The sequence below is a fragment of the Aeromonas sp. SER genome, from assembly GCF_038739615.1.
In the GTDB taxonomy this organism is placed as follows: Bacteria; Pseudomonadota; Gammaproteobacteria; order Enterobacterales; family Aeromonadaceae; genus Aeromonas; species Aeromonas jandaei.
In genome coordinates, this window is sequence record NZ_JBCGFC010000003.1 from 1 (window position 1) to 24,634 (window position 24,634).

At 57.4% G+C, this 24,634-nt stretch carries 20 protein-coding genes, 3 tRNA genes, 1 pseudogene and 1 riboswitch; of the genes and pseudogenes, 17 read left to right on the forward strand and 7 right to left on the reverse strand.

The window, feature by feature from the left end; genetic code table 11:
- The 3 genes and pseudogenes from hcp1 to dauA form a co-directional block, all read right to left on the reverse strand.
- Window positions 1-175, reverse strand: a pseudogene (gene hcp1 / locus AAHA41_RS05135) (type VI secretion system effector Hcp1); the annotation flags it as partial.
- A gap of 601 nt (window positions 176-776) precedes the next feature.
- Window positions 777-864 (reverse strand) — tRNA-Ser (locus AAHA41_RS05140).
- A 183-nt stretch (window positions 865-1,047) separates the two neighbouring features.
- The gene (gene dauA / locus AAHA41_RS05145) at window positions 1,048-2,784 is read right to left on the reverse strand and encodes a C4-dicarboxylic acid transporter DauA (RefSeq protein WP_104015055.1); all 1,737 of its coding nucleotides are present in this window, start codon (window positions 2,782-2,784) and stop codon (window positions 1,048-1,050) included.
- 485 nt (window positions 2,785-3,269) lie between these two features.
- On the opposite strand from dauA, the gene AAHA41_RS05150 reads away from it, so the two are divergent.
- The 10 genes from AAHA41_RS05150 to AAHA41_RS05195 all read left to right on the forward strand — a co-directional run bounded on the left by AAHA41_RS05150 (window position 3,270) and on the right by AAHA41_RS05195 (window position 13,362).
- Window positions 3,270-3,345, forward strand: a tRNA-Asn gene (locus AAHA41_RS05150).
- Between the two features lie 2 nt (window positions 3,346-3,347).
- A tRNA-Asn gene (locus AAHA41_RS05155) sits at window positions 3,348-3,423 on the forward strand.
- Between the two features lie 272 nt (window positions 3,424-3,695).
- A complete protein-coding gene (locus AAHA41_RS05160) occupies window positions 3,696-4,181 on the forward strand; it encodes a YqhA family protein (protein WP_033115154.1) in 486 nt (161 codons plus the stop codon).
- A gap of 127 nt (window positions 4,182-4,308) precedes the next feature.
- The gene (locus AAHA41_RS05165; protein WP_323071268.1) at window positions 4,309-4,758 is read left to right on the forward strand and encodes a hypothetical protein; all 450 of its coding nucleotides are present in this window, start codon (window positions 4,309-4,311) and stop codon (window positions 4,756-4,758) included.
- A gap of 4 nt (window positions 4,759-4,762) precedes the next feature.
- Window positions 4,763-7,753 carry a hypothetical protein gene (locus tag AAHA41_RS05170; RefSeq protein WP_323071271.1) on the forward strand — a complete coding sequence of 997 codons (2,991 nt, stop codon included), beginning with the start codon at window positions 4,763-4,765 and terminating at the stop codon, window positions 7,751-7,753.
- Window positions 7,753-8,592, forward strand: a complete 840-nt coding sequence (locus AAHA41_RS05175; RefSeq protein WP_058051663.1) for an FTR1 family protein — start codon at window positions 7,753-7,755, stop codon at window positions 8,590-8,592. Before AAHA41_RS05170 ends, AAHA41_RS05175 begins: the two co-directional genes overlap by 1 nt.
- A 102-nt stretch (window positions 8,593-8,694) precedes the next feature.
- A complete protein-coding gene (locus tag AAHA41_RS05180) occupies window positions 8,695-10,119 on the forward strand; it encodes an NAD(P)/FAD-dependent oxidoreductase (protein WP_323071275.1) in 1,425 nt (474 codons plus the stop codon).
- 34 nt (window positions 10,120-10,153) lie between these two features.
- Window positions 10,154-10,714 (forward strand): hypothetical protein, encoded by a 561-nt coding sequence (locus AAHA41_RS05185; protein ID WP_323071276.1) that lies wholly within the window; start codon window positions 10,154-10,156, stop codon window positions 10,712-10,714.
- Window positions 10,715-10,820: 106 nt separating this feature from the next.
- Window positions 10,821-12,101 (forward strand): hypothetical protein, encoded by a 1,281-nt coding sequence (locus AAHA41_RS05190; protein ID WP_323071285.1) that lies wholly within the window; start codon window positions 10,821-10,823, stop codon window positions 12,099-12,101.
- A gap of 49 nt (window positions 12,102-12,150) precedes the next feature.
- A complete protein-coding gene (locus AAHA41_RS05195; protein WP_185227281.1) occupies window positions 12,151-13,362 on the forward strand; it encodes a Bcr/CflA family multidrug efflux MFS transporter in 1,212 nt (403 codons plus the stop codon).
- Window positions 13,363-13,469: 107 nt separating this feature from the next.
- Here the strand turns inward: AAHA41_RS05195 and AAHA41_RS05200 are convergent, their stop codons facing one another.
- The gene (locus tag AAHA41_RS05200; RefSeq protein WP_033115146.1) at window positions 13,470-13,937 is read right to left on the reverse strand and encodes a DUF4357 domain-containing protein; all 468 of its coding nucleotides are present in this window, start codon (window positions 13,935-13,937) and stop codon (window positions 13,470-13,472) included.
- Window positions 13,938-14,684: 747 nt separating this feature from the next.
- Between AAHA41_RS05200 and AAHA41_RS05205 the strand changes: the two genes are divergently transcribed.
- Window positions 14,685-15,452, forward strand: a complete 768-nt coding sequence (locus AAHA41_RS05205; RefSeq protein ID WP_323071282.1) for an ATP-binding protein — start codon at window positions 14,685-14,687, stop codon at window positions 15,450-15,452.
- Window positions 15,453-15,492: 40 nt separating this feature from the next.
- Window positions 15,493-16,716, forward strand: a complete 1,224-nt coding sequence (locus tag AAHA41_RS05210; RefSeq protein WP_342697309.1) for a DUF3644 domain-containing protein — start codon at window positions 15,493-15,495, stop codon at window positions 16,714-16,716.
- 61 nt (window positions 16,717-16,777) lie between these two features.
- On the opposite strand, the gene AAHA41_RS05215 is transcribed toward AAHA41_RS05210, so the two are convergent.
- Window positions 16,778-17,611 carry an alpha/beta hydrolase gene (locus AAHA41_RS05215; protein ID WP_323092192.1) on the reverse strand — a complete coding sequence of 278 codons (834 nt, stop codon included), beginning with the start codon at window positions 17,609-17,611 and terminating at the stop codon, window positions 16,778-16,780.
- Between the two features lie 112 nt (window positions 17,612-17,723).
- Here AAHA41_RS05215 and AAHA41_RS05220 point away from each other — a divergent pair, with 112 nt between their 5' ends.
- Genes AAHA41_RS05220 through AAHA41_RS05230 form a run of 3 tightly spaced genes read left to right on the forward strand, consistent with a single transcriptional unit; the run spans window position 17,724 to window position 18,976 of the window.
- A complete protein-coding gene (locus tag AAHA41_RS05220; protein WP_323071583.1) occupies window positions 17,724-18,107 on the forward strand; it encodes an MmcQ/YjbR family DNA-binding protein in 384 nt (127 codons plus the stop codon).
- Window positions 18,104-18,580, forward strand: a complete 477-nt coding sequence (locus AAHA41_RS05225; protein ID WP_323071585.1) for a GNAT family N-acetyltransferase — start codon at window positions 18,104-18,106, stop codon at window positions 18,578-18,580. The genes AAHA41_RS05220 and AAHA41_RS05225 overlap by 4 nt, the downstream gene beginning before the upstream one ends.
- A gap of 57 nt (window positions 18,581-18,637) precedes the next feature.
- Window positions 18,638-18,976 (forward strand): DUF3802 family protein, encoded by a 339-nt coding sequence (locus AAHA41_RS05230; RefSeq protein WP_033115949.1) that lies wholly within the window; start codon window positions 18,638-18,640, stop codon window positions 18,974-18,976.
- A 245-nt stretch (window positions 18,977-19,221) separates the two neighbouring features.
- On the opposite strand, the gene msrA is transcribed toward AAHA41_RS05230, so the two are convergent.
- A complete protein-coding gene (msrA, locus tag AAHA41_RS05235) occupies window positions 19,222-19,854 on the reverse strand; it encodes a peptide-methionine (S)-S-oxide reductase MsrA (protein ID WP_043819586.1) in 633 nt (210 codons plus the stop codon).
- Between the two features lie 268 nt (window positions 19,855-20,122).
- Here msrA and argA point away from each other — a divergent pair, with 268 nt between their 5' ends.
- Window positions 20,123-21,451, forward strand: coding sequence for an amino-acid N-acetyltransferase (gene argA / locus AAHA41_RS05240; protein WP_033115951.1), 1,329 nt, complete (start codon window positions 20,123-20,125; stop codon window positions 21,449-21,451).
- A gap of 107 nt (window positions 21,452-21,558) precedes the next feature.
- A riboswitch (Lysine riboswitch) is annotated at window positions 21,559-21,783 on the forward strand.
- Window positions 21,784-21,873: 90 nt separating this feature from the next.
- Complete coding sequence (lysC, locus tag AAHA41_RS05245; RefSeq protein WP_043849782.1) at window positions 21,874-23,226, forward strand: lysine-sensitive aspartokinase 3; 1,353 nt, start codon at window positions 21,874-21,876, stop codon at window positions 23,224-23,226.
- 81 nt (window positions 23,227-23,307) lie between these two features.
- Here lysC and AAHA41_RS05250 read toward each other — a convergent pair whose 3' ends face one another.
- On the reverse strand, window positions 23,308-24,393 hold the full coding sequence (locus AAHA41_RS05250; protein WP_124242744.1) for a hypothetical protein: 1,086 nt from the start codon (window positions 24,391-24,393) through the stop codon (window positions 23,308-23,310).
- Window positions 24,394-24,634 lie beyond the last annotated feature (241 nt).

Consider the following 24,634-nt stretch of genomic DNA (forward strand, 5'->3'; position numbering starts at 1 on the left):
GCTGACCGGATTGCGGGTCAGTCGGGACAGTCACAACGTGCTGGAACTCTTGTACCAGCATCTCGTCTTCGTGACCTTGTACGAAGATGTTGCCGACGGAATCGGAGGTGAAGGCACCGGCGGTGATGTTGCCCTGGGTTTTACCTTCGATGCTGATATAACATGGAGTTGGCATGTGTATGCTCCTAAATAGATTGGTTAAATGAGATAGCACTCGACCCGACTATTAGCAGCGACCATGCCATTTATTTTTTACATAAAAAACAATGCGTTACAAACACCTTATCGTCACACGCCTCCCCACCAACGCAACTAGTTGCTCAGGCAACAGATCACACCACACAAACTTGCATTAAAGAGATTTAAAACTGCATGCAAGGCAACATTTTGCCCACAGCAGAACTTATATCTACCAATCAGCGCCAGATATAGCAAATATCCGCCATCCCTTGATGTGATGTTCATCAGTCTGGGCCTTATGGCTATTTCAGCTACGGTCTCAAGCTGGCGACTCGCAGCGAGCCATTGTACTGCCCGCCCCTATCAGGATTTAGATATATGAGATTTTGTCGGCGGGAAGAACAATAAACAGGGAAATGCAGAAAAAAATGACGGGAGCGTCTCATGTCAGTCCATATGGTCTGAGCGGATAGAAATGACCAACACGGCACACGACTGAATAGGCATGAGAAAGAAGCAAAGCAGAGCTGGAAAAACCAATTACAGGCGCCGTGAAAAGCAAAAAGCCCTGACGTTTCCGTCAGGGCTTTGCAATTTGGCGGTGAGGGAGGGATTCGAACCCTCGATACGTTGCCGTATACACACTTTCCAGGCGTGCTCCTTCAGCCACTCGGACACCTCACCAAATTTTGGTCTGTTGTTTAACGTGTTCAGCCAACACCTTGTTCGCTGCGCCGTTGCGCTGGAACGGGGCGTAATGTACGGGATACGAGGGCATGTGGTCAATGCAATTTTTTACTTTTTGCGTTCGTTTGCTCAATATCCGAACCAACTGACCAAAAACATGCCATTTCGTATCCCTTTTATTCAATTTACCGCCGCTTCGTGCAAATGTTCTCCTTTGAGCGCCTCTTCCAGCGAGCCATAAAACTCCAGCTTGCCGGGTTGCGGGCGAACCTTGGCGCGCGCCAGCGTCTTGAGCGGCTGGAACTGCAACTCGGCGACGCGCAGTTCGATACCGGCCGCGGCCATCTGCTTGCCAAACTGCAAGAAAGCGGAGAGGCCACCGGCATCCAGAATCGAGACTGCCTCCATCTGCAACACCAGCATGCGGTGCCCTTTCACCTCGGCGGCCAGTTCGGCAAACACCCGCTCCGCAGCTGCAAAGAAGAGCGGCCCATTGATCTTGTAAACCAACGCATCGGTCGGCACTTCGTGGGCATAGCGTTTGTGCTCGGCCAGATTGTGCAGCTTGGTCATCTTGGCGATCTCGCGCATAAAGAGCAGGGAGGCGAGGATCACACCGAAGGTGATGGCAATGACCATGTCGAAGATGACGGTCAGCGACAAGCAGACCAGCAGCACCAGTACATCCGCCTTGGGAGCCCGACGGATCAGTTCAACCACCTTGTGCGCCTCGCTCATGTTCCAGGCGACGATGAGCAGCAGCGCAGCCATGGCCGACAGTGGCAGCCAGGAGAGCCAGGGTGCCAGCACCAGAATGGCAGCGAGTACCACCAGCGCATGGATCACGCCAGAGAGGGGTGAGGTCGCGCCGGCCCGCACGTTGGCCGCCGAGCGGGCGATGGCTGCAGTCGCGGTGATGCCGCCAAAGAAGGGAGCAAAAATGTTGCCAAGCCCCTGCCCCAGCAGTTCGGCATTGGAGCTGTGCTTGCGACCGGTCATGCCGTCCAGCACCACAGCGCAGAGCAGCGACTCGATGGCTCCCAGCATCGCCATGGAGAAAGCGGCGGGCAGCAGACGTTCGATGGCTGCCAGATCCCAAGTCACCGGGGCACCATCCGGCCCGGGCAGTGCCCATGGCATCACCAAGGTCGGCGCGATGGGCGGGATCCCCATCCCTTGCGTGCCATCAGCCAGTGTGTAGCTGAACTTGCTGCCGATGGTGGCCACATCCACCCCAAAGTAATGGAGACCAAATCCCAAACCAACCCCCACCAGCACGGCAGGCAGATGGCCCGGAACCGGCAGCCGGAGCCGCGGCCACAGCAGCAGCACGGCCAGCGTTGCAACCCCCACCAGGGTATCTCCCCACTGCCAGCTGGGCATGGCGCTGGCCAGTGCTTCGACCTTGCCCAGATAGGTTTCCGGCATATGAGGAACGCTCAGACCGAAGAAATCCTTGATCTGCAAGGTGGCGATCACAATAGCAATACCACCGGTAAAACCCAGCGTTACTGAGGGGGGGATGTATTCAATAAGGCGACCGAGGCGGGCCAGACCCATCGCCACCAGAAAGAGGCCGGAGATAAGGGTCGCCATCAACAGGCCACCTACCCCGAACTGCTGGGCAACCGGGTAGAGGATCACCACGAAGGCAGCGGTCGGGCCCGAGATGGAGTAGCGGGAACCGCCGGTCACTGCAATAACGATACCGGCGATGATGGCGGTATAGAGGCCATGCTGCGGAGGAACACCACTGGCAATGGCGAGCGCCATGGCCAGTGGAATGGCGATGATGCCCACCGTCACACCGGCGATCAGGTCACGGCCAAAACGGGCCATGCTATAGGGCTCATCAATACAGGATTGGCGCAAGGCTATGGCGAGCTTCACGCTATTTAAAGAGGCTTGCTTGTGCATGTATACGTAATACCAAGAAGAGGGAGATAAAGGCCGGAGGGATCCGGCGCCCGATCATCATCAAGGGCCGGCAGAGCTGTCGACGCGGCGATGGTATCCTGCGTAACCTTACTCCAGCAGCGCCACTATTTCGATGGGCAGGATCAATGAATACTACAATCCGGCATCATTTGACTCATTTCCAGCCAAATCCCCGAACTTTATCGATTCGACCACCCTTTTTGGCGCCACGTTTGCTACCACAATGGCTTTTAGCCCCCTTGCACGTTGCCGACATGTTTGCCACACGATTGCCACAGAGCCCAAGGTTGCATGTCGATGAATGGCAGCAGTGGTTATGGGCAAGGGACTGATTGTGCTGAAAATAAACCGCAAAGCGCAACTTTTGGGCAAACGGTCTGAAAATCTGTTTTTCGTCCGGTTCGCGGGTTGACACCCGTCTTTCTGGTCATTAATATTCGCCCCGTCTCAACGAGACAGGCAATTCCTCCTTAGTTCAGTCGGTAGAACGGCGGACTGTTAATCCGTATGTCACTGGTTCAAGTCCAGTAGGAGGAGCCAATTCCCTCGTAGTTCAGTCGGTAGAACGGCGGACTGTTAATCCGTATGTCACAGGTTCAAGTCCTGTCGAGGGAGCCACATTTTAAAGCCCAGCCTTATGGCTGGGCTTTTTCGTATCTCTCTTGCAGGCTTTGGCATTGTCAGCAAAGCTGCTTTTTTTCCGAACTATATGCACGGCTCCCGGAAATCCTTTCTGCCTCTTTTATAGAGAGCATGACAGCTGCTCTGCCCTCTACACCGCCCTGTCATTATCGAATCAAGCAGATAAAGGCTGCCGTCATCAACACAGAGCGCTGTCTTCGGATACAGTTCACGTCATAATCACCCTGTTTCCTTATCTTGGAGTTTTTATGCGCCAGTTCAATCTCATGCTCAATGGCAGCAAGATGATGATGTACCCCTTCTACGTCTGCATCCTGCTCTGCGTCGCCCTGCTGATGGTCAAGTTCTTCATGCAGCTCTATGCGCTCTGCGTCAATATCATTGAGATCCCCTACATGGATCTCATCACCGGCGTGCTGACACTGGTGGACTTTGTGCTGGTGGCCCAGATGCTGATCCTGGTGGCGGTGTGCGGCTACGTGCAGTTCATCCAGACCCAGGAGCAGCGCGAGGCGCTTGGCAACAACTGGCTCAGCAAGATCAACTTTGCCTCTCTCAAGCTCATCGTCATCAACTCGCTGGTCACCATTGCCGGGGTGGAAGTGCTCAAAGCCTTCCTCGAAGATGGCATCACCAACGAAGTGGAGATGAAGTGGTCTGTAGTGGTGTTTCTCGCCTTCTCGATGGCGGCACTGATTTATGCGATCACCGAGCGCATGGCCGAACATAAATAGCGGTGGAGCTTCACTGGCGCGATTCAGCTTATATTCATCAGCAATACAATTGATAACTCTTTTCATTACCCTTACTGCGTTATAGACTTGCTCCCCCCGGGCCGATTGCCCGGGTGTTGGAGCAGTTATGACAACCCTTTCCCTCGTCCCCCGACAATTCTGGCAGTGGCTGGCCTATCACCATCAGGCTGCCGAGTGCTCCCTCTACCTGATGTTCTTCTCCGGCCTGCTGTTGTGGGAGCCGCTGACCCCGCTCTGGTCGCTGGCGCGCTGGAATTTGTTTTTCCATGTGATGCTCTCGCTCACCCTGTTCCCGCTGCTATTTGGCGCCTTCTGGCTCTCCCATCGCAGCTTGTTGAACCGCAGCAACAAACCCTTTTTACGCACCACGGGGCGGATTATCGAAGCCCTGCAGCTGATCTGTCTGGCCAGCGGCCTGCTGCTGGTGCTGCACGGCACCCCGGGCGATGCCATGGGCAACCTCGCCAGCTGGGCCCACTGGTTGAGCGCATTGGCGTTAACTCCTCTGGTGCTGCGCCACGCCTGGCGCTGGACCATCTTGAAATGGCGCTCCTGATCCCATGTTGAAGTCATCGTTCTCTGCATATTTGTCACCCCTGCTGGCCCTCCTGCTGCTGCTGACCAGCCCCTTTGCGTTGGCCCAGCAGATGGGCGCTGGGATGATCGCCTATGAGGAGGGGAAAAGCCCGCGCCTTGTCACCGCCAACCAGAACGCCGGCTCGGTCACCCTGCTTGAGCGCGATAGCGGCAAGCGACTCAAAGAGACACAACTAGGTGGCGATCTGCGCCAGCTGGCCCGCGCAGACAACGGCACCCTGCTGGTAAGCGATTATCGCGGCGATCGCCTGCTGCTGCTGGATGATGATCTCACCCTGGACAAGGCGATCCCCACCGGCCATAGACCCTACGGGGTCATCTTCGATCCCAAGCGGCAGTGGTTTTGGATCACGCTGTTCGAATCAGCTCGCCTGCAGGCCTATGACACGGCGGGCAACTTGCAGCTGGATGTGGCCACTGCCGAGACCCCGCGCGGACTGGCCTTGACCGACAATGATCGCCTGCTGCTGACCCACGCCATGACAGGCCAGCTCGCCATCTATGATCTTGCCAAGCTTGAGAAGGACGCCAAGGGAGCTTCGCTTCCCAAGCCCAAGCTAATCACCCTGGCCGAGACCCACAGCGACACGCCAAGCGACTCGCAGGGCTTGCCGCGCCTGCTGGACGGCATCGCCCTCTCCCCCGATGGCAGCGAGGCCTGGCTGCCCCATGTGCTGTGGAGCTTCGATCACCCCTTCCAGTTTCAGAGCACCGTCTTTCCGGCCGTCTCCATCATCGATCTCGATGAGGAGAAAGAGCGGGTCGATGAAAGAAAACAGCTTTTTTTGCAAATCAACCTGCCAAGCGTCGGCAACCGCAGCCAGATTGTCTCCAACCCGTTCGCTGCGCGCTTCGCCGCCGATGGCAAGCGGGTCTATCTGACCCTGGCGGGCTCGGAAGATCTGCTGGTGTTCGACCTCTCCCGCAGCGGCAAATCCAACAGCAACCGCCACCGCCGCAAAAAGTTTCAGGGGGGCGCCAAGGCGACCCAGCTCTTGCGTCACCTGCCGGGGCAGAATCCGCGGGATCTGCTGATCGACGGCAACCACATTCTGGTGCACAACGCCATGGGGCAGGATCTCACCCGCCTCAATAGCGGTGGCAGCGGCCCGTTTGCCCGAGTCACCGTCGATGTGCCCCACTTCGCCGAACTGGTAGAGACAGATCCGCGCCCCGAGCCGCTTCAGCGCGGCGAGCGGCTGTTCAACCTTGGTAACACTGCGTCCAACTCACGCTTCCCGATGGCGGGGGACAACTGGATGAGCTGCAACTCCTGCCATCTGGACGGGTTCAACTTCACCAACCGCTATCTGATGGCGGCCCATCGCCAGCAGAGCGGCGACAACGCCATCAACGGCCACGCCAACCTTGCCAATATGGTGGCGGGGGACTTTATCGGCGAATACCTGCGCATGACCCAGCAGACCCAAGGCGGCATGGGCCATGACATCCGCGATGGGGCCGAGGCGGTTGACCCCGCGAGGCCCCAACCGGAAGTGAAAGCGATGATGGAGGACTTGCACGCCTTCGTCACCGCCGATGACAACCTCCCCTATCTCGCCAACTGGCTGCGACTCGATGCTCCGCGCACGGATCCCGCCAAGGCACCGACCACTCACCCGAAAGAGTGGCTCAACTCCGCCTCCTGCCAGAACTGCCACCAACAGGCGTTCCAGGATTGGAGCGAGAGCAACCACCGGTTGATGGGCAACTCCCATCCCTACTACAAGGTGGTGCAGGCGCTGGCTCGTGAAACCGAGGGCGAAGCGTTTGGCCAGTGGTGTCAGGGCTGCCACATGCCCCAGCAGGTGATGACAGGCCAGCTGGATCTGCCCAAGGGTTCCCACATGTTCGAGCAGGGTGGCGCCTCGCTGATTGCCGCCCACAAGGCGGGCGAACCTGTGGTTGAGGAAGGGACCGGCTGCGTGCTTTGTCATCGCATCACCAAGGTAGAAGATGCGGGCGGCAACAGCGCCTTTACCGTGAATTTGAAAGACCGCGAGAGCTATGTGTTCGAGGATGCCTCGGGCGGCAGCCTCCAGCACTGGCTGGCCGAGCGGCAGATCAACGCCCGTCCGGCGGCCCACAAAGCCTCCTATCAAAAGGATTTCTACCGCGACGCGGCCCTGTGCAAGTCGTGCCACAACGAGTTTGCCCCGGGCACCGGCGCCAATATCGTCAACACCTGGGACGAGTGGGAAAAATCCAGCTTCGCCAAGGCCGAGGATCTTGCCAAACGGCGCACCTGCATCGACTGCCATATGAACCCGGAGCCGGGCAACGGCGGCGCGCCGGTGGCTGGCCAGTCCACCGAAAACGGCACCATGAAAGTGCGGCTCTATCGCCACAACTTTACCGGTGCCCAGCACCAGCTGGTGGGGCTGCGCAACCCCGACCTTGAACAGGAGAGTCTGGCGCTCTTGCGCTCCAGCGCTACCCTCTCCGCCCGTATCGAACAGGCTGCCGATAGTCAGCAGCTGGTGGTGCAGGTCGCCAATACCGGCGCGGGCCATGCCCTGCCCACCGGAGTGGCCGATTTTCGTGAACTCTGGCTGGAGCTGACCGTCACCGACGCCAGTGGCAAGGTAGTGCTTGCCAGCGGCCAGCCGGTGGATGGCGCTGTCCCAGAAGATGCGCGGCTGTTCAGAAAAGTGTTCGGTGATGCCGAGGGCAAGCCGGTGGGGCTCAAGTTCTGGCGCTACGCCAAATTGCTGGAAGATACCCGCATTCCGGCCGATGGCTGGCGCGATGAAGTCTGGCAGCTACCCGCAGAAGCCCAAGGGCCCTTCAAGGCCGATATCAAACTCAATTTCCGCACCTACCCCAAGTGGGTCAATGATGCGGTGCGCGCCGCCGAGCCCAGCTTGCCGGAACCACCCATAGTGCAGCTAAATCGGTTGCAACTTACCCTGCAGCCTCTCCCCGTCACGCCTGCTACGGAGCCTCAATCCTGATGTTTGCAAGTTTCCTCATTACCCTGCGCGAGGGGCTGGAAGCCTTCCTGCTGGTCGGCATCTGCCTCTCCTACCTCGCCAAGCTGGGGGCGAGCCGCTACAACAAGTTCATCTATCTGGGGGTGGGGCTCGGCCTTATCGCTTCCCTGATCGTCGCCTTCCTGTTCCAGGTGGTGGTGAGCCAGTTCGAGAGCGAGCGCTACAACCACCTCTTGATGGCGGGGATCCTCATCTTCGCCACCTTGGTGCTCACCTATATGGCGATCTGGATGCAGAAGCAGGCCAAATCCCAGGTGGGGGCCATGACGGCGCGCATCGATGCGGCCATCGATGGCGGCAACCTGTTTGGTCTGGTGCTGCTCGCCTTTCTGGCGGTGATGCGCGAAGGGTTTGAAACCGTGCTCTTCTTCTCCGCCCTGCTCTATTCGGGGCAAGGGGTGGATCTGCAATCCGGCCTGATAGGCGCGCTCGCAGGGCTGCTGGTCTCCATCGCGCTGGTGTGGGGACTGCTGCGCTCCACCCGCAAGGTGGCGCTGGCCCCCTTCTTCCGCTGGACTGGCCTGCTCATCATCATCATCGCCGCAGGTCTGCTGTCGTCCGCCGTCAACATGTTGCAGGCGGCAGATATCATCACCTTCTGGACCACGCCGGTGTTCGACATCAGCCACATTCTCGACGATCAGGGGGTATTTGGTACCTTCCTGCGCGCCCTGTTTGGCTACAATGCCTCACCCGCTGGCTTGCAGCTGCTGACCTGGGCCCTCTATCTGGCGATCTTCGTTACCCTCTGGCAGCGCAGCTATCGCCCGCAGGTAAGTGCCGCGACTGGCAAGGGCTGAGCCAACACGCCCTGTGGTAGCAAGGCCACGGGGTAACAACACTATTCGGGGGCCGCGCCTTGGTGCGGTTCCCTTATCTATCAAGCAGTTTCGGAATAGGTCATGAGCGATAACAACAAGAAGCACATTGCGGTACTGGGTGCCGGCCCCGCCGGTTTGATGGCCGCCTGGCGCCTGCGCCGCGCCGGTTTTGCAGTCACCCTGTTCGAGCAGGAGCCGGTGGTCGGCGGCATGTGCGCCACCCAGACCTTCAAGGGGCGCGATGGGGAGTATCGCTTCGACTACGGCGGTCACCGCTTTATCACCAAGAACCCCGAGCTGCTCGCCTTTATCGACGAGCTGATGGGAGACGACCTGCTCCACGCCGAACGCAAGAGCGTCATCCGCTTTGGCGGGCGCACCTATGACTACCCATTGAACCTGCCCAACCTGCTCAAGACGGCGCCGCTCGCCCTGATGGCCGGGGCGGTAAAAGACTTGCTGCTGTTGCCCTTTAGCAAGAAGCCGGATGATTTTGCCAAGGCGAGCTTTGCCGAGTGGATCCAGAGCCACTTCGGCCGCACCCTCTACCGCCAGTTCTTCGAGGGTTACACCGGCAAGCTGTGGGGCATCAATCCGGACAAGCTCTCCGCCGACTGGGCCGGCCAGCGCATCAGCCTGATCGATCTCAAAGACGTGGCGCGCCGCCTGCTGCCAAGACGCAACGGCAGTATCTCGGTGCGCACCTATGCCCGCAAATACCGCTACCCCAAATATGGCTTCGGACAGATCTTCACCACCCTGGGCGAGCGGCTGGTGGCCGAAGGGGTTGAGCTCAAAACCGGCGCTACCATCACCCGCCTTGAGCAGGCCGATGGCCGCATCGAACGGGTTTATTGGAAACAAGATGACGTTGAGCAGAACGAGCGCTTTGATCAGGTGATCTCCACCCTGCCGCTGCCGCTCACCTGCCAGCATCTGGGCTTGCCGTGCGATCTCCACTACCGGTCGCTTCGCTTCGTCAATATGCCGCTCAAGCAAGAGAACCTGTCGGACAACACCTGGCAGTACCTCTCCGACCCCCACATTCTGGCCACTCGCCTGCAGGAGCCGCGCCGCCGCAGTCCCTTTATGGCGCCCCAGGGCCAGACCTCCGTGATGCTGGAGATCCCCTGCAATCCGGGGGATGCCACCTGGCAGGCTCCGCTCTCTGATCTGCGCGGTCGGGTTACCACTGATCTCGCGAGTCTCGGTGTCGATACCGCCAAGCTTGGCGATGAAACTTTTGAAGCGCGCAGCGAATACGCCTATCCGCTGATGGATCTCGGCTATCAGGCCCGTCGTAACGAAGCCATCAAGGCGCTGATGCCCATCACCAACCTCATCATGACCGGCCGTCAGGGGACATTCCGCTACATCTTCACCGACACCGCTATGGAGATGGGGATGATGGCTGCCGACATGGTGATCGACGGGGTGGACCGACGCCACGCCATCTTTAACCATCGCAACGAAAATACCGTGATCGAAACCCAGAGCGTGGCCTGATGGCCGCGCCATTGGCATAAGTAAGGAGAACAGGATGACTATCCGCCCGGGTTTACTCGCCCTCACCCTGCTGCTGACCCTGAGCGGGCAGGCGCAGGCTTACTCCTACGCCGCCGCCGGCAAGGAGCCACTGATCGATGCACGCGAAGCGCTGCTGGGCGCCGCCACTGGCGGCAAGGATGCCAGCGCCACCTTGAGCGAGATCGCCGAGGAGCTGACCTATCTGGAACAGCACCACAAGGTGGAATTGCAAGCGCCACTGGCAGCCGCCATCAAGGCCAAAGACGCCGCAGCAACCGCCGCCCTGCTCAATCGCGCCTACAAGGCGGAGATCGAGCGCCGCCTCGAAGGGGCCAGCCAAAACCTTGGCGACTACCAGACCGCTAAGGTGCTGGTGGTCAAGAGCAAGCGCTTCCTCGACTTGATCCTCCCATCACTCAGTGAAGGGGATCGCAAGGCAGCCGAACAGGCGCTGGCCAGGGTGCTGGATGCCATCGGCAACCCGGGGGTATTCGGGGTGGGCGCCAAGCCTGCCGATGCGGCTGCCTTTGCCACAGCGGAAAAAGCGCTGATGGCCGTGCTGGCGCCGCTTTGATGGCCTCTCATCGATGACGACGGCCCCCCTCATCCCCAACCCTTCTCCCGCAAGGGGAGAAGGGGGGCGTCACCACGGCCGATTACGCTTCGCTAATCGACCCTACTTGCTGATCCTGCTGCAACTGGCCTGGTTTTGCTGGCTGCTGGCCTTCCCGGTGGCCCTCGATTCCGACGATGCCCTCAATTTCGCCCACGGGGTGACGCGCTTTAGCGTGCTGGAGTTCTCCCCCCACTTTCCGGGTTACCCCGCCTTTATCTGGCTGGCGCGGCTGATCAATCTGGCGGTAGACGATCCGGCCCGCGCGGTGCAGTGGGCAAGTCTGCTCGGGAGCAGTTTGCTGGCGCCGCTCGCCGCCTTGTTGGCGGTGAAGCTGTGGCAACGGCCAAGCCTGCTCGCCCCAGTCTGGCTGCTGGTGCTGGCCCTACCGCTCACTCCGACACTGGCGCTCTCCGGCCTTTCGGATGGGCCGGCGCTCGCCGCCTGGCTCGGAACGCTGCTGGCCTTGCAGCAGCGCAGATTCGCACTGGCGGGTCTGCTGCTAGGCCTTATGCTGGCGCTGCGTCCCTCCTATTTTGTGCTGGCGCTGCTGCTCTTGTGGCTGGGTATGGTGCAGAAGGAAACGCGCGTCAGGTTTGTGCTCCCCATCGCGCTGGTGGGGCTTATCAGCCTGCTGTTTGTCTGGCAGGCCGATGGCTGGGCCTACTTCAGCGAGGGGCGCCGCTTTACCGACGGCCATTTTACCCTCTGGGGCAATACGGCGGCGACCCATGGCGATCGACTGCTGAGCTGGGCGCGTACCTTCAACGATCAGCTGACCCCGCTCTGGCCCCTGTTGATGGTGGCGCTGCTGATGCTGCCGCTTTGGCAACGCTCAAAAGATCACAAGGCAGCCCTCTCTCCGCTCTGGACGCTCTACTGGTTCATCCTGCTGCTGTGGACCCTGTTTGGCCAGAATCCCGACAATCCCCGCCATCTGGCCCCCATTACCCTGCTCGGTATTGTGCTGCTGGCAGGCTGGCTGCTACGCCGTGGCGAGTCGGTGGTCGCGGTGGCCGGATTGCTGCTCCTAGCGGCGACCTTCACCCTGCCCCGTCCGCCCGCCATGGTGCAGGCGGCAAAACTGGCAGAAAAAACGTGCCCGGCGCTGGTGACCCAGTGGGGGGTAAGATTGCTGCGGGAGACCACGGCGCTGCCGGTGACCGATGGCTGGTACAAGGGGGATGCGGCGCTGGCGCTCTCTCAAGGAGCCTGCCGTTTGAGCCGCCGGGCCATTGAGCCTGCTGAAATGCAGGCTGGCAGCAGACAGATCTGGTTTGCCCCCCGATTTCACGCCGAACCGGGCCTCTGGCTCGCCATACCGGATCCCCCGCTGGCACAAAACTGATAGACTGCCTTTTCGCCCTTTTTCCATCCATCCCACAACTGGATACCCTATGCCCCAAACCGCTCCGACCCGGGCCTCCGCCCTCTCCCCCCGTTTTCTTTTTATCCTGCTGGGTGCGCTGGCAGGCCTGACCCCGCTCGCGGTAGATATGTATCTGCCGGCTATTCCGGCCATCGCCCGGGATCTGGCTACCAGCATCGACGGTGCCCAGCTCACCATCAGCGCCTTTCTGGGCGGCTTTGCCATCGGCCAGCTCTTTTACGGCCCGCTCGCTGACAGCTATGGCCGCAAGCCGGTGATCCTGGCGGGGCTGGTGATGTTTGCCATCGCCTCGGTCGGTTGTGCCATGGCGGACTCCCTGCCCGAATTGCTGGCCTATCGGATGCTGCAGGCGGCGGGCGGCGCCGCGGGGTCGGTCGTGGTCAATGCCCTGCTGCGCGATCTGTTCGAGAAGGATGCCTTTTCCCGCGCCATGTCGTTCGTCATTCTGGTGATGACGCTGGCGCCGCTGGTGGCACCCGTGGTGGGGGGGTACATCAGTGCCCATGCCAGCTGGCGGGTGATCTTCTGGCTGCTGGTGGGGATCAGCCTGCTGATCTGTCTGGTGATGCAGTGGAAAATCGAGGAGACCCTGAAACCCGAGCACCGTCAGCCGCTCAAGATCGGCCAGATCCTCAAGAACTACTGGGGTGTGCTCTCCCATCGCGGTGCCATGGGCTATGTGCTGTGCGGCTCCCTCTCAAGCTCCGGCATGTTCGCCTTCTTAAGCGGCTCACCCTACGTCTATATCGAGTATTTCAAGGTGCCGACCGAGCATTACGGCTGGCTGTTTGGCCTCAATATTCTGCTGATGATGGTGGTGACCTTCGTCAACAGCCGGCTGGTGAAAGGGGTGGGCGCCGAGCGGATGCTGCAATACGGCCTGCTGGTGCTGCCCTGCGCGGGCGCCCTGCTGGTCTACAACGCCTGGAGCCAGACCGGCGGCCTGTGGGGCATCGTCATTCCGGTGGTACTGTTTGTCGGTCATATCAGTCTGGTGGGCGCCAACGCCATGACCGGTCTGATGGGCCACTTCCCGCAAGCTGCGGGCACCGCCTCGGCACTGGCGGGCACCCTGCGCTTTGGCATCGGCGCGCTGGTCGGCATTCTGGTCAACCTCAACCCGCCCCACTCGCCGCTGCCGATGGCCATTGCCATCGCCTGCTGCGGGGTCGGTTCAGCCCTCAGCTACTGGCTGCTCACCGGCCACAAGGCACACTGATCCCTCTGCTGGATATAAAAAAGAGCGCCCCCTCTCTTGCGACAGGGGGCGCTCTTTTTTGGGGAGAGATGTCACAACAGGTGCGCCTCAATCCCCTCCGATATGCGTCACTTCTTGCCAAAACCGGACTGTTTCAGGGTATACCCCGCGCTGTTTTGCCAGGCATCCAGACCGCTTCGGTTGTTGCCTGCTACCAGGCTCGCGGCCAGACTCGGGCTGTTGAACAGCTGATCGGCGGTAAAGAGAAAGCCCCCTTCGCTGCGGGGTACCAGAATGCCCTTCTCCAGCAGCTCCAGCCGCAACTCGATCACCGCTTCACGCAAAGAGGCGGCATCCTCGCCATTGGCGGTGGAACCGGCCAGCACCATAAAGCCCGGATTTTGCCGCTTGCCCACCGGATAACCGTGAGCTTCGGCCCCTTTGCCGTTGAAGTGGTAGAGCTCACGCTCCCCGGGACGATTGTCGGAGAGCGCCTTTTGCAGGGTCATCAGCTCGTTGTAGATCTCGATGGGGACGACGGCCGCCTGCTTGTTCCCCTTGCTATCGATGATAAAACTGACTTGCTTGTGTAACATCCTTGCTCATCCTGTGACCCATGGAAGCCCCTATTCTAACCATCTCGGGCAACCATGATCCAGCAAGGATCCCCATCTCTTTTGCTGCATCGATCACTAACTGACGCACTAGATACACAGCTGAAAGCCATTGACCATCAAATGGTTACCCCACCCTGCTTCGCGCTGGTCACGATCTGGCAAGCCAATCTCCCGCGATCCTTGTCCGGATCCCTTCCCTGCGCCTTGCAATGCAGACCACCGTCAAAAAACCTTTCAAAATCCGAGCGATAAATAACTTTTTACTCATTAAATTGGTCGCCGTTTGATATAATCCTCATCCGGCCCTCTCAGCCCCAAAAGCAGCTGAGGGCAACCCATGTTTGATCAACATCCAATCTGGTTAAAAACAGCGCTCGGGGAGCTGTAACCCCGTGCGGTAGCTATCTCGTTTATCACCATTACACGTGTCTAAGCAGCAAATGTTAATCAAGCTACACCTCACGCGAGCCTTGCTACATAAGGTTTCTATCATCTGCAAGTAAGGTTGAAACGATAAGTATTAGACTATGACACAAGCTAAATGACATTTTTACTGACTGTGCGAGACCGGCATTCCACTATTCGACACAGCTATTTATATACTAATTAGTGATATTCATTTATTAACTGGCAGTTTTTATCGCGAGTAAAAATAATTTCCTATCAAGAATTAAATACAATTTACCTTTTATTACATCTTGTCTAGTCACATATTGAGGTTTAAAGTTGCTCATTAATAAAAATTGGAGCCTCCAAACTACATTCGAAGTAGTAAATGAAAAATATTATCCGGGTGGTATACAAAGCGGCCCTCAACGAAATAGATTGATAGAAACTTGGGGGCAACTAGTTGGTAAACAAAGAGCTTTGAGTGAGCTTGAGCATTTGATTATTGAATATGGCTCAATCAATAAAATGTCAAAATCAGTACGGATGTCTTCAATTACCATCAAAAATCTGAAATCATTTTTTGAATCACTGCCTGATGAATTCGAAAGTTCAAACTCAACTAAAATCCATAAATTTAGTGAAGGTAAACATTGCGGATTAGAAGAAGACTTACACAATGAATTTAAAGAGGTAAAGGGCCAAAATCCAACAAAGTCAATTCAGAATGTCGTCGATGAATATATACTGGCATTTCTCAACAGTTCGGGCGGTAGTATTTTTTGGGGAATTCAAGATGATGGCATCGTAAAATGTATAAAGTTAGATAACCGACTAAAAGATGAGATAAATAAAGTCATCAATCTTAAAATAAACACTATTGAACCATCTATTGACCCCACAAGAATAAATATAGTATTTCATGATGTTACAGGCGTAGATTGTGGTTACGTTCTTGAAGTACGAATACCTAAGTCAAACTTATCTGGCTTACATTTCAACTCATCTGGTAATACTTGGATAAGAGTTAATGGATGCAAACAAAAACTACAAGGTGTTGCATTACAAGATTATCTCATCCAAAGATTACAGAGCAACTTTAAATAGCAATGTTAAATTAAAAAACATTTAATATCGGAGTATGTAAATGGGTAGGGAAGATAAACGAATATTATTGTTGGACTTCTTCAGAGAAAGAGAAGAAAGACACGAGTCTTTTTCAGTTACACAAGCCGCAGCCGCAACAGGTTACAATTCTAAAAGTGTCATTAAATATATAAATGAAAAATTAAAAGGCCAGTTTATTTTCAAATTTGATAGTAACAGTTTCATTTCTAAAGGTCTGATAAAAATATCAAACAATGACTTTATTAGACTTATGTCCCAAAGCACTTCATCAAAGGAGATAACACCACAGGAAAAAATGTACCAACAACTAATAAAAAGGAGTCTAGATGCATTCATTCTTGCGTTAGAAGTTTACAATAGGCCTAGTTTGTGCAACCGAGTTGAAGCATTCACTATTTTAATGGTCAATGCATGGGAGCTTTTTTTAAAGGCTGAGATATTAGATGCATGCGGCGAAGATAAGGTTTTTTACAAAAATGGAAAAAGCATATCGATCTCCGACGCACTACCCCTGAGAATCCAAAACAATGATCCTGTAAAAAGAAACATTGAGACATTGGTCTTACTACGAGACCAAGCAACACATTTGCTCATTCCTGAATTGCAACCACAACTTTCAAGATTATTCCAAGCAAACGTTTTTAATTATCAAGAAAGATATAAAAACCAAATGGGAAACTCCCCTCTTGCTGGACAAAGTGTGGGAATGCTTAGTCTGGTTATAGATGGTCCTACACCTGAAATAGGTGTTATTAAAGAAAACTATGGGAAATTAACAGCAACAGAAGTCGAGAGATTCATCTATGCCTTTGAAAGTACAAATAGAGAGCTAAATTCAGATAAGTTTTCCATCAATATAGAGTACAAACTTGCCCTTGTTAGAAACCCAAATAAATCCGACCTAACATTAAGCTGTGGAGAGCAAGGACAGAAAGCAATAATAATAACCCAAGCAAAAGATCTAAATGATACCCATCCATATTTCACTAATGATGCGATCTCAGCGATAAATGCTAATCAAAAGATTAAAAAAATAAATAGGCATTCATTTCAAGCGATTGTTTTTAAACATAGAATCAAGAAAAACAAAAACTCTGAAATGTACAATTTCACTGATAGAGCCAGATATTCAAACAAATTCATTACATGGGTAGTAAAAAATATTACGGAACATGATAACTGGTTGCAAACAGCATTGGATGAATATAATAAACACAAGAAAAGCAAAAAAATGGCTGCATAAAGTAGATGATAACCCCTCTACATTTATTAGCTAGCAGTAGTTATTTTGAGACAGGAATCTGTTAGATATTTTTATCTATATATCTCTTGCTCAGGCAATGCGACAGCTTATTATTTTCTCCCAGCGATTGAATAAACGCCAGTGTACGGCGATTAAACTGCTCCGGCTGCTCCACATTGCAGACATGGCCGCACTGTTCAATGACCGCCAGCGAAGAGCTGGCATCGCGGGCCACCTGTTCGCGCACCGGCGCCAGAAACATATGATCCTCCTCCCCCATCACATAGAGAGTGGGAATGGGCAGGGAGCGTTCGCGAAAATAACGCATCAGCGGATTAACCTCGGTAGCGAGGCGGAACCAGCGTTTGAACTCTTTCTGGCAGAGCTTGCGGGCCTCGCGCACAAAGAGGTTGCGCGACTCCTGATGGTGCTGGCGCGGCATAATGATGAAGGCAAACAGCCGGTAGAGCCACATATAGGGCAGGAAGTGCTGGCCGAGTCGGCCCAACTGCACCAGCACCCGCGAGCGGATATCGAGCCGCAGGATTGCGCCCCCCAGTACCATGCTCTTGACCCGCTCCGGGCAGAGCTCGGCCAGATGGCGAATAAGGATGGTGCCAAGGGAGATGCCGACAAAGTGGGCGCGGCGGATATCGAGATGATCGAGCAACCGAACGATATCCTCGGTCACCGCCCGAAAGCTGTAGTGGCCCTGGATCACCTGCTGTAGCTTGTTGGACTGGCCATGGCCGCGCAAATCCAGCAGCAACACGTTGAAGTGCTCGCGATAGGCGCGCAGCTGCTTGAACCAGATGGAGGAGCTGCCACCGGCGCCGTGGACAAACACCACCCAATCCCGCTCGGGACCCAGTTCGAAAGTCTTGTGATACAACATCAATAGGCTCCCTCGGTGATGGGGGGTATACTCGGCAGCGCATAGTAACAGATGCCTTCCCCTGATTGATATGCAACCGCACTGATCGGATCACCCACAGCGAGACCAGACCATGGAGTTAACCCCTTTACGCCACTTTCTGCTCTCGTTGCCGGGCAGTCAGGAAGATACCCCGTTTGGCCCGGAGATCCTGGTCTACCGCATCGCCGGCAAGATGTTCGCGCTGGTGGATTGGCAAGCTGACCCGCTCACCATCAACCTCAAGTGCGAACCCGAGCTGGCGCTACTGCTGCGCGAACTTCACCCCGAGGTGAAGCCTGGCTGGCATATGAACAAGCAACACTGGAACACAGTGACCCTGAACAGCACCTTGCCCGATGATCTCTGGCAGGGCTGGGTGCACCACTCCTATGAGCGGGTTGTCGCGGGTCTGCCCAAAGCCAAACGGCCCATGGCGCCCGCCCGCAATGCAGCAGATCAGGGGGCTTCGGCATGACGCCTCTCCTCTTGATCGCCCCCCTTGGCGAGCAGCATATTCCAGCGCTGGTCACCCTGTTCGAGCAGGCAATCCGCCACACCGGCCCCCAGCACTACAGCCCGGAGCAGGTGAAGCAGTGGGCCCTCGGTTCACAACATCCCGGCTTTGTCAGCCAGCTGCGCGAGCATCATGGCTGGGTTGCCATGCTGGGTGACGCGCCTGCCGGTTTTGTCACCCTGAGCGCCGATGGCCACCTCAGCCTGCTCTACGTCGGTGCGGCCCACCAGCGGCAGGGGCTGGGCAATCTGCTGCTTACCACGGCGCTGGCAGGTGCCCGCGCCCTTGGCATCAGCGCCATCACAACCGAGGCCAGCGCCTTCAGTTATGAGCTATTTTTACGGCATGGCTTTACCTTGACCGGCGTGGAAAGCGTGGAGCGCGGCGGAGTCAGTTTTACCCGCCACCGCCTGCACTGCTGCTTGCCAAGCTAGATCAAGCCACTAAAATACGCTTAATTTTCGTATTGTTACTGTATTGAGGCAGCAACCATGGTGGTAGAGAGTGAAGGCTATATCTCGCTGATCGAGTATCTGGTGGAGAGTTTGGGACTGTTTGAGGCCCAGCAACAGAACGCGGGTGGCGAGCAGACCATCGAGGATCTCGTCAGTAGCCGGGTGGCCAGCAACCTGATGGCCATCTGCGAGCAGAACCCTCAGCTGGCACCCAAGGTGCGCTTTACCATCATGCAGGAGGCGGACGCCGTGGTCGCCGATCTGGAAGAGGTGCTCTCCGCTGTCTGGCTGCGCGAGCCGACCCCGGAGCAGAAAGCCTTCCTCATCGAGTTTATCGATCTTATCAAGAACCTCTTCGACAGCGCGATCGCCTGACAGATCGCCCCTCCCGAGCTAAAACAAGCAGATATGAAAAGGGCCGCCTTGGTGGGCAGCCCTGCTTGCTATCATTTTCAACCCGCCAGTGCGTTCATTCATCAGGCGGTTATCAAGGCAAGAAATGTGTCTGGACTTTGCATCCGATCCCTGGACGCTACCTAGTTAGTCCCGACTGGTCGCAATAAGTTCCCTCCTCCGACCATTTATTTTCACTTTTTTTACGGAATCGACTACAAACCTGTTCAGCGGTTCAGGCTAGGCGGTAAACAGACTCCAATGCCACCCAATCCGCAGTAGCCATCCGGGTTCTTCTCCAGATATTGCTGGTGATAATCCTCGGCGTAGTAGAAGGGTGCCAGCGGCAGGATGCGGGTGGTGATGGCCCGGCTGTCACCGCTTGCCGCCATGGCCTGCTGATAGGCAGCCATGCTCTGCTGGGCAATGATCTGCTGACTCTCGTCGCCATAGAAGATGACCGAGCGGTACTGGGTACCGATGTCCCCGCCCTGCCGCATCCCCTGCGCCGGATCGTGCTGCTCCCAGAACAATTTGAGCAGATCGCCATAGCTGATGACCGCCGGATCAAACACCACCTGCACCGTCTCGGCATGACCGGTCAGGCCGCTGCACACCTCCTTGTAGGTGGGATTGGGGGTGACGCCGCCCTGATAACCGGCGGCGGTGGAGTAGACCCCAGGCTGCTGCCAGAACAGGCGCTCCACGCCCCAGAAGCAGCCCATGCCAAACCAGGCGATCGCCATGTTCTCGGGCCAGGGCCCCTGAGTCGGATGGCCGTTTACTGCATGCTGCTGGCCAATCACCATGGCCTCGCTGCGCCCCGGCAACGCCTCTGCCGGCGAAATAATCTGTTCCATCAAGCCACTCCTTGTAAAAACCGGTGCCAATGCACGATGACGAAAAGGAGCATCGAAGATAACAGTTTGTGGCACCGGATCAACCGGCGCCTCCCGCCCCCATCCTCCTCTTCACTCCCCTGCGCCTCTCCTGCCACTTCGGCCAGTTACGCCCGGGCAAGGCATCCGGTTGGCCAACAAACCCAACCAAATCAATATTTAGTCTTGATTTGTGAATTTATTTTCATATATTGAGCCAATCGCTGTTTTTTTATGGAAGAAATATCAAGTGCGTGAACGTGAGCCCAGTCTGGTCAATGCTTTCCGGCAATCTACTCCCTATGTCAATGTCCATCGGGGCGCCACCTTTGTGCTGATGATGGGGGGGGAAGCCGTCTGCCACCCCAACTTTGCCAATATCGTCAGCGATATCGCCCTGCTGCAGACTCTGGGCATACGGCTGGTGCTGGTGTTTGGTTCACGTCCGCAAAACGATGAAGCGTTGGCCCGCGCCGGAATCGAGGCCCAGTACCACAAGCGGATCCGGGTCACCGATGACGAGAGCTTCGCCATCATCAAACAGGTGTGTGGTGGCCTGCAGTACGACATCACTGCCCAGCTCTCCATGGGGCTCGCCAACACTCCGATGCAGGGTGCGCGGATCAGCGTGGTGAGCGGCAACTTCGTCACCGCCCAGCCGCTGGGGGTGGATGATGGCATCGACTTTTGCCACAGCGGCCGGGTGCGCCGCATCGATGTGGAGGGGATCACCCGCCAGCTCGATCAAAAGAGTCTGGTGCTCATCTCCCCCATCGGCTGCTCGGTCACCGGCGAGAGCTTTAACCTGAGCTCGGAAGAGGTGGCTCGCCGGGTGGCGGTCGATCTCAAGGCGGACAAGCTTATCTGCTTCAGCAGCACCCAGGGGGTTATGGACAGACACGGCGAAGCCATCTCCGAGCTCTTCCCCGAACAGGCCGAAGAGCTGCTGGTGGAGCTGGAGCAGGCGGGAGAAGAGATGTCCGGCACCGCCCGCTATCTGCGCGCGGCGATTGCCTCCTGCCGTGGCGGGGTGCCCCGCTCCCATCTGGTGAGTTATCAGGATGACGGCGCCATGCTGCAGGAGCTGTTCAGCCGCGACGGCCTCGGTACCCAGATTGTGCGGGAGAGCGCCGAGCAGGCCCGTGCCGCCACCATCGAGGACATCGGTGGCATTCTCGACCTCATTCGCCCGCTGGAGGAGGAAGGCATTCTGGTGCGCCGCTCCCGCGAGCAGCTGGAGATGGAGATCGACAAGTTCACCATCATCGAGCGCGATGGCCTGATCATCGGCTGCGCGGCGCTCTACTGCTTTATGGAAGAGGCGATGGCGGAGATGGCCTGCGTCGCCATCCATCCCGACTATCGCAACTCCAACCGGGGGGATCAGCTGGTGGCCAAGGTGGCCGAGCGGGCCAAACGGCTCGGCATCCGCCGCCTGTTCGTGCTCACCACCCGCTCCATCCACTGGTTCCGGGAGCGGGGGTTCGAACCGCTGGAAGTGGAGGATCTGCCGGTTGAGCGCCAGCGCCTCTACAACTGGCAGCGTCGTTCCAAGGTTTTGTCAAAAACCATTGTATAACCTATTGATTCTGCGTTGAGTTAGCTGACATTTTGAACTTTTTTACAAACTCGATTGACAGTCCAATCCAACGCAAGGTATTTCTAAATGCACTCCACCGCCATGGTGGAGCCAGAAGAGGAGCGCTGCCCAGGCAGCCCGAGAGAGGACGCCAGAGTCCGGTGAACTTGGGTCAGGGGGAGCAGCGCCGAGACATCTGAGGAGACTGGAAACCTCAGTGTCGGCTGCGGGGGCTGAATCCCCCGGGTTGTCATCGGTAGTGGTCATCCCCCACCGCGCCCTGTCAGGGGCGGGTACGGGATGGGCTCTGCGGGTGGAGTGCTTCTGGCCGGGATCGCTTCGCACATTCCTGCCATTTTCAGCCTCCTCCTCTCTTTTTTGCCCGATGGATCCGGATTTTTAAATTAAGACAGGAGTAAGCAATGAGCCCGATCAATGTCGCCAAGTTTGGCGGAACCAGTGTCGCCAACGCCGCGGCCATGAACAACTGCGCCGATATCGTGCTGGCCAATCCCGCCACCCGCATCGTGGTGCTGAGCGCCAGCGCTGGCGTCACCAATCTGCTGGTAGCACTGGCTCAGGGCGAGCTGGACGACGCGGGCCGCGAAGCCCAGCTGGCCAGGCTGGCCGACATTCAGCAGGCCATTCTGGCCGACCTTGGCCACCCCGCCGAAGTGACGGCCCTGATCCACGATCAGCTCGGCGAGATCCGCACCATGGCGCAGCAGGCCAGCCAACAGACCGATGCCGAACTGGCTGATCGCCTCATCGCCTGCGGCGAACTGATGTCGACCCGCCTCTTTACCGAGTTGCTGCGCCAGCGCGGCGTCAATGCCCACTGGCAGGATGTACGCCAGCTGATGCGCACCGACAGCCGCTTTGGCAAGGCCACCGTCGACCTGAACGCGACTCGCGATCTCTGCCAGCAGACGCTGGGCCCGGTGCTCGGCGACACCCTCGTCATCACCCAGGGCTTTATCGGTGCCGATGGCGATGGCCGCACCACCACGCTTGGCCGTGGCGGCTCCGACTACAGCGCGGCCCTGCTCGCCGAGGCGCTCGATGCCACCAGTATCGAGATCTGGACCGATGTACCCGGCATCTACACCACGGATCCGCGCCTCGTCACCCGGGCTCGCCCCATTCCCGAAATCAGCTTTGTCGAGGCGGCAGAGATGGCCACCTTCGGCGCCAAGGTGCTCCACCCGGCCACCTTGCAACCGGCGGTGCGCCAGAATATTCCGGTCTTTGTCGGCTCAAGCAGGGAGCCGCAGGCGGGGGGAACCTGGATCCGCTCCACCACGGACACCAGCCCGCTGTTTCGCGCCGTGGCACTGCGTCGCCAGCAGGTGCTGGTCACCCTGCACAGCCTCAACATGTTCCACGCCTACGGCTTTCTGGCCGAGGTGTTCGGCATTCTGGCCCGCCACCGCATCTCGGTCGATCTCATCACCACCTCGGAGGTGAGCGTGTCGCTCACCCTGGATCACACCGGCAGCCAGAGCAATGGCGAACCTGTGCTCAGTGACAAGGTGCTGGCCGAGCTCAGCCAGCTCTGCAAAGTCGAGGTGGAGAACGAGCTGGCACTGGTGGCGCTCATCGGCAACCGGATGAGCGAGGTCAACGGGGTGGGCAGCCGGGTATTCGATGCCCTGCGCGATCACAACATCCGGATGATCTGCTACGGCGCCAGCGCCCACAACCTCTGCTTTCTGGTCAAAGAGGGCGAAGCGGGCCAGATCGTCAACCGCCTCCATCAGGAGCTGCTGGACTAACCCTCACCGCTGGCAAATCCGACCATGTAAAAGGGCACCCGCGAGGTGCCCTTTTCATTTCTGTTTCGCTGAGGCGTTGGCTCAGGCGCAGGTGGTCACCGGCAACTGGCACGCCATCACTTCGCGCCGCTGGCGCTGCAATCTGGCCAGCAGCTCGCTCTGGCCCAGTCCCAGCTCTTCGCTGGAGAGATTGTCGACCAGCTGCTCGTAGTGGTCGGTCACCGCCTGCTCCAGCCAGTCGAGACGACGCAGGGTGAGCGGGCTGCAGCTGCGGCCACTGAGATCGTCGGCCACATCGAGCCGGTGGCTGCGATACATATCCCGCCACCAGTTGGCAGCGAGCGCCTCGTCGCTTGCCAGCGCGGCACTCCACTCCCCTTGCAGGCTCTGCAACCGGGCCAGCACGGGGGCGCTGGCGCCTTCCCGTATCAGGTGGTGGATCTCCCGTTTCACCCATTTCAGACAGAGCTCGCGCCAGTAGCGGAACTGCGGCAAGGGATCGGCCTCATCGAGCCAGAGCCCTGACAGGGTGCGGGTCTCCAGCCGCTCCGGCACATGAAATTGCGGGTCGACCAGCCCGTTGGAGTTGTACTCGAAACGGGGGTCAAAGGGCCACATGTAACCAAAGTCGAACACGCTGATATGTTCGCCGTCATCGAGCAGGTTGCCCGGGCTCGGATCCCAGTCGAACCAGCCCCAGCGGGCCAGCTCCCCCTGCACTTCCAGCATCTGCGCCAGATTGCGCTCGTTAAGCTGATGCACCGGCACACCCCGCAGCCAGGGCGAGACCAGAATGCCGGCACGGGCCGAACCAAAGCTGGTACAGACCACGTGGGAGAGCACGGTGGGATGCAACTCGCGCAGCGCTTCGATTTCGCGCCGCCGCTCCAGTTCGGTGAGGAAAGCGGTCTTGCCATCGAGGTTGGCGACCAGCGAATCGTTGCGGCGCCGCTTCAGGCACCAGTGATGGCCATCGATCTTGAGATGAAACACCTCAGCGGTAAGACCGTGACGATAGACCTTGATCACCGACGGATGGGAATCCTTGAGTTTGACCAGCTGCGCCACGGGAAGCGGACAGTCACGTTCGCGCCCGACCCGGATCTCCTCCTTGCTCTCGAGCATACGCAGCAATCTGGCTTGCCGTGCCATCACCTTGGGATTCATACATGTACCTCCTGTCGCTACTGAGAGACTAAACAGCACCTCTCTCGCAGACCAGCAGCAAACGTTCATGATGACGCTTTCATCACATATTCCGGACAACCTCTCGATCGGGATCACAATATGCAGGGCTGGAGTGCAACCAAAAATTCATCAGGCGGTCATTAAATTGACATCCATGAACCGGCCACGCACCATCGGGTCAAATAGTATGCAGATGATCTGCTCCTCTCTCACTTGCTCA

Coding starts and splice junctions, on each gene's coding strand:
- AAHA41_RS05165 (WP_323071268.1), top strand. CDS start 4,309: ATGACAACCCTTTCCCTCGTCCCCCGACAATTCTGGCAGTGGCTGGCC.
- AAHA41_RS05210 (WP_342697309.1), top strand. CDS start 15,493: ATGGGTAGGGAAGATAAACGAATATTATTGTTGGACTTCTTCAGAGAA.
- AAHA41_RS05230 (WP_033115949.1), top strand. CDS start 18,638: ATGGTGGTAGAGAGTGAAGGCTATATCTCGCTGATCGAGTATCTGGTG.
- AAHA41_RS05200 (WP_033115146.1), bottom strand. CDS start 13,937: ATGTTACACAAGCAAGTCAGTTTTATCATCGATAGCAAGGGGAACAAG.
- AAHA41_RS05225 (WP_323071585.1), top strand. CDS start 18,104: ATGACGCCTCTCCTCTTGATCGCCCCCCTTGGCGAGCAGCATATTCCA.
- dauA (WP_104015055.1), bottom strand. CDS start 2,784: ATGCACAAGCAAGCCTCTTTAAATAGCGTGAAGCTCGCCATAGCCTTG.
- lysC (WP_043849782.1), top strand. CDS start 21,874: ATGAGCCCGATCAATGTCGCCAAGTTTGGCGGAACCAGTGTCGCCAAC.
- AAHA41_RS05220 (WP_323071583.1), top strand. CDS start 17,724: ATGGAGTTAACCCCTTTACGCCACTTTCTGCTCTCGTTGCCGGGCAGT.
- AAHA41_RS05170 (WP_323071271.1), top strand. CDS start 4,763: ATGTTGAAGTCATCGTTCTCTGCATATTTGTCACCCCTGCTGGCCCTC.
- AAHA41_RS05195 (WP_185227281.1), top strand. CDS start 12,151: ATGCCCCAAACCGCTCCGACCCGGGCCTCCGCCCTCTCCCCCCGTTTT.
- AAHA41_RS05185 (WP_323071276.1), top strand. CDS start 10,154: ATGACTATCCGCCCGGGTTTACTCGCCCTCACCCTGCTGCTGACCCTG.
- msrA (WP_043819586.1), bottom strand. CDS start 19,854: ATGGAACAGATTATTTCGCCGGCAGAGGCGTTGCCGGGGCGCAGCGAG.
- AAHA41_RS05160 (WP_033115154.1), top strand. CDS start 3,696: ATGCGCCAGTTCAATCTCATGCTCAATGGCAGCAAGATGATGATGTAC.
- AAHA41_RS05175 (WP_058051663.1), top strand. CDS start 7,753: ATGTTTGCAAGTTTCCTCATTACCCTGCGCGAGGGGCTGGAAGCCTTC.
- AAHA41_RS05250 (WP_124242744.1), bottom strand. CDS start 24,393: ATGAATCCCAAGGTGATGGCACGGCAAGCCAGATTGCTGCGTATGCTC.
- AAHA41_RS05180 (WP_323071275.1), top strand. CDS start 8,695: ATGAGCGATAACAACAAGAAGCACATTGCGGTACTGGGTGCCGGCCCC.
- AAHA41_RS05215 (WP_323092192.1), bottom strand. CDS start 17,611: ATGTTGTATCACAAGACTTTCGAACTGGGTCCCGAGCGGGATTGGGTG.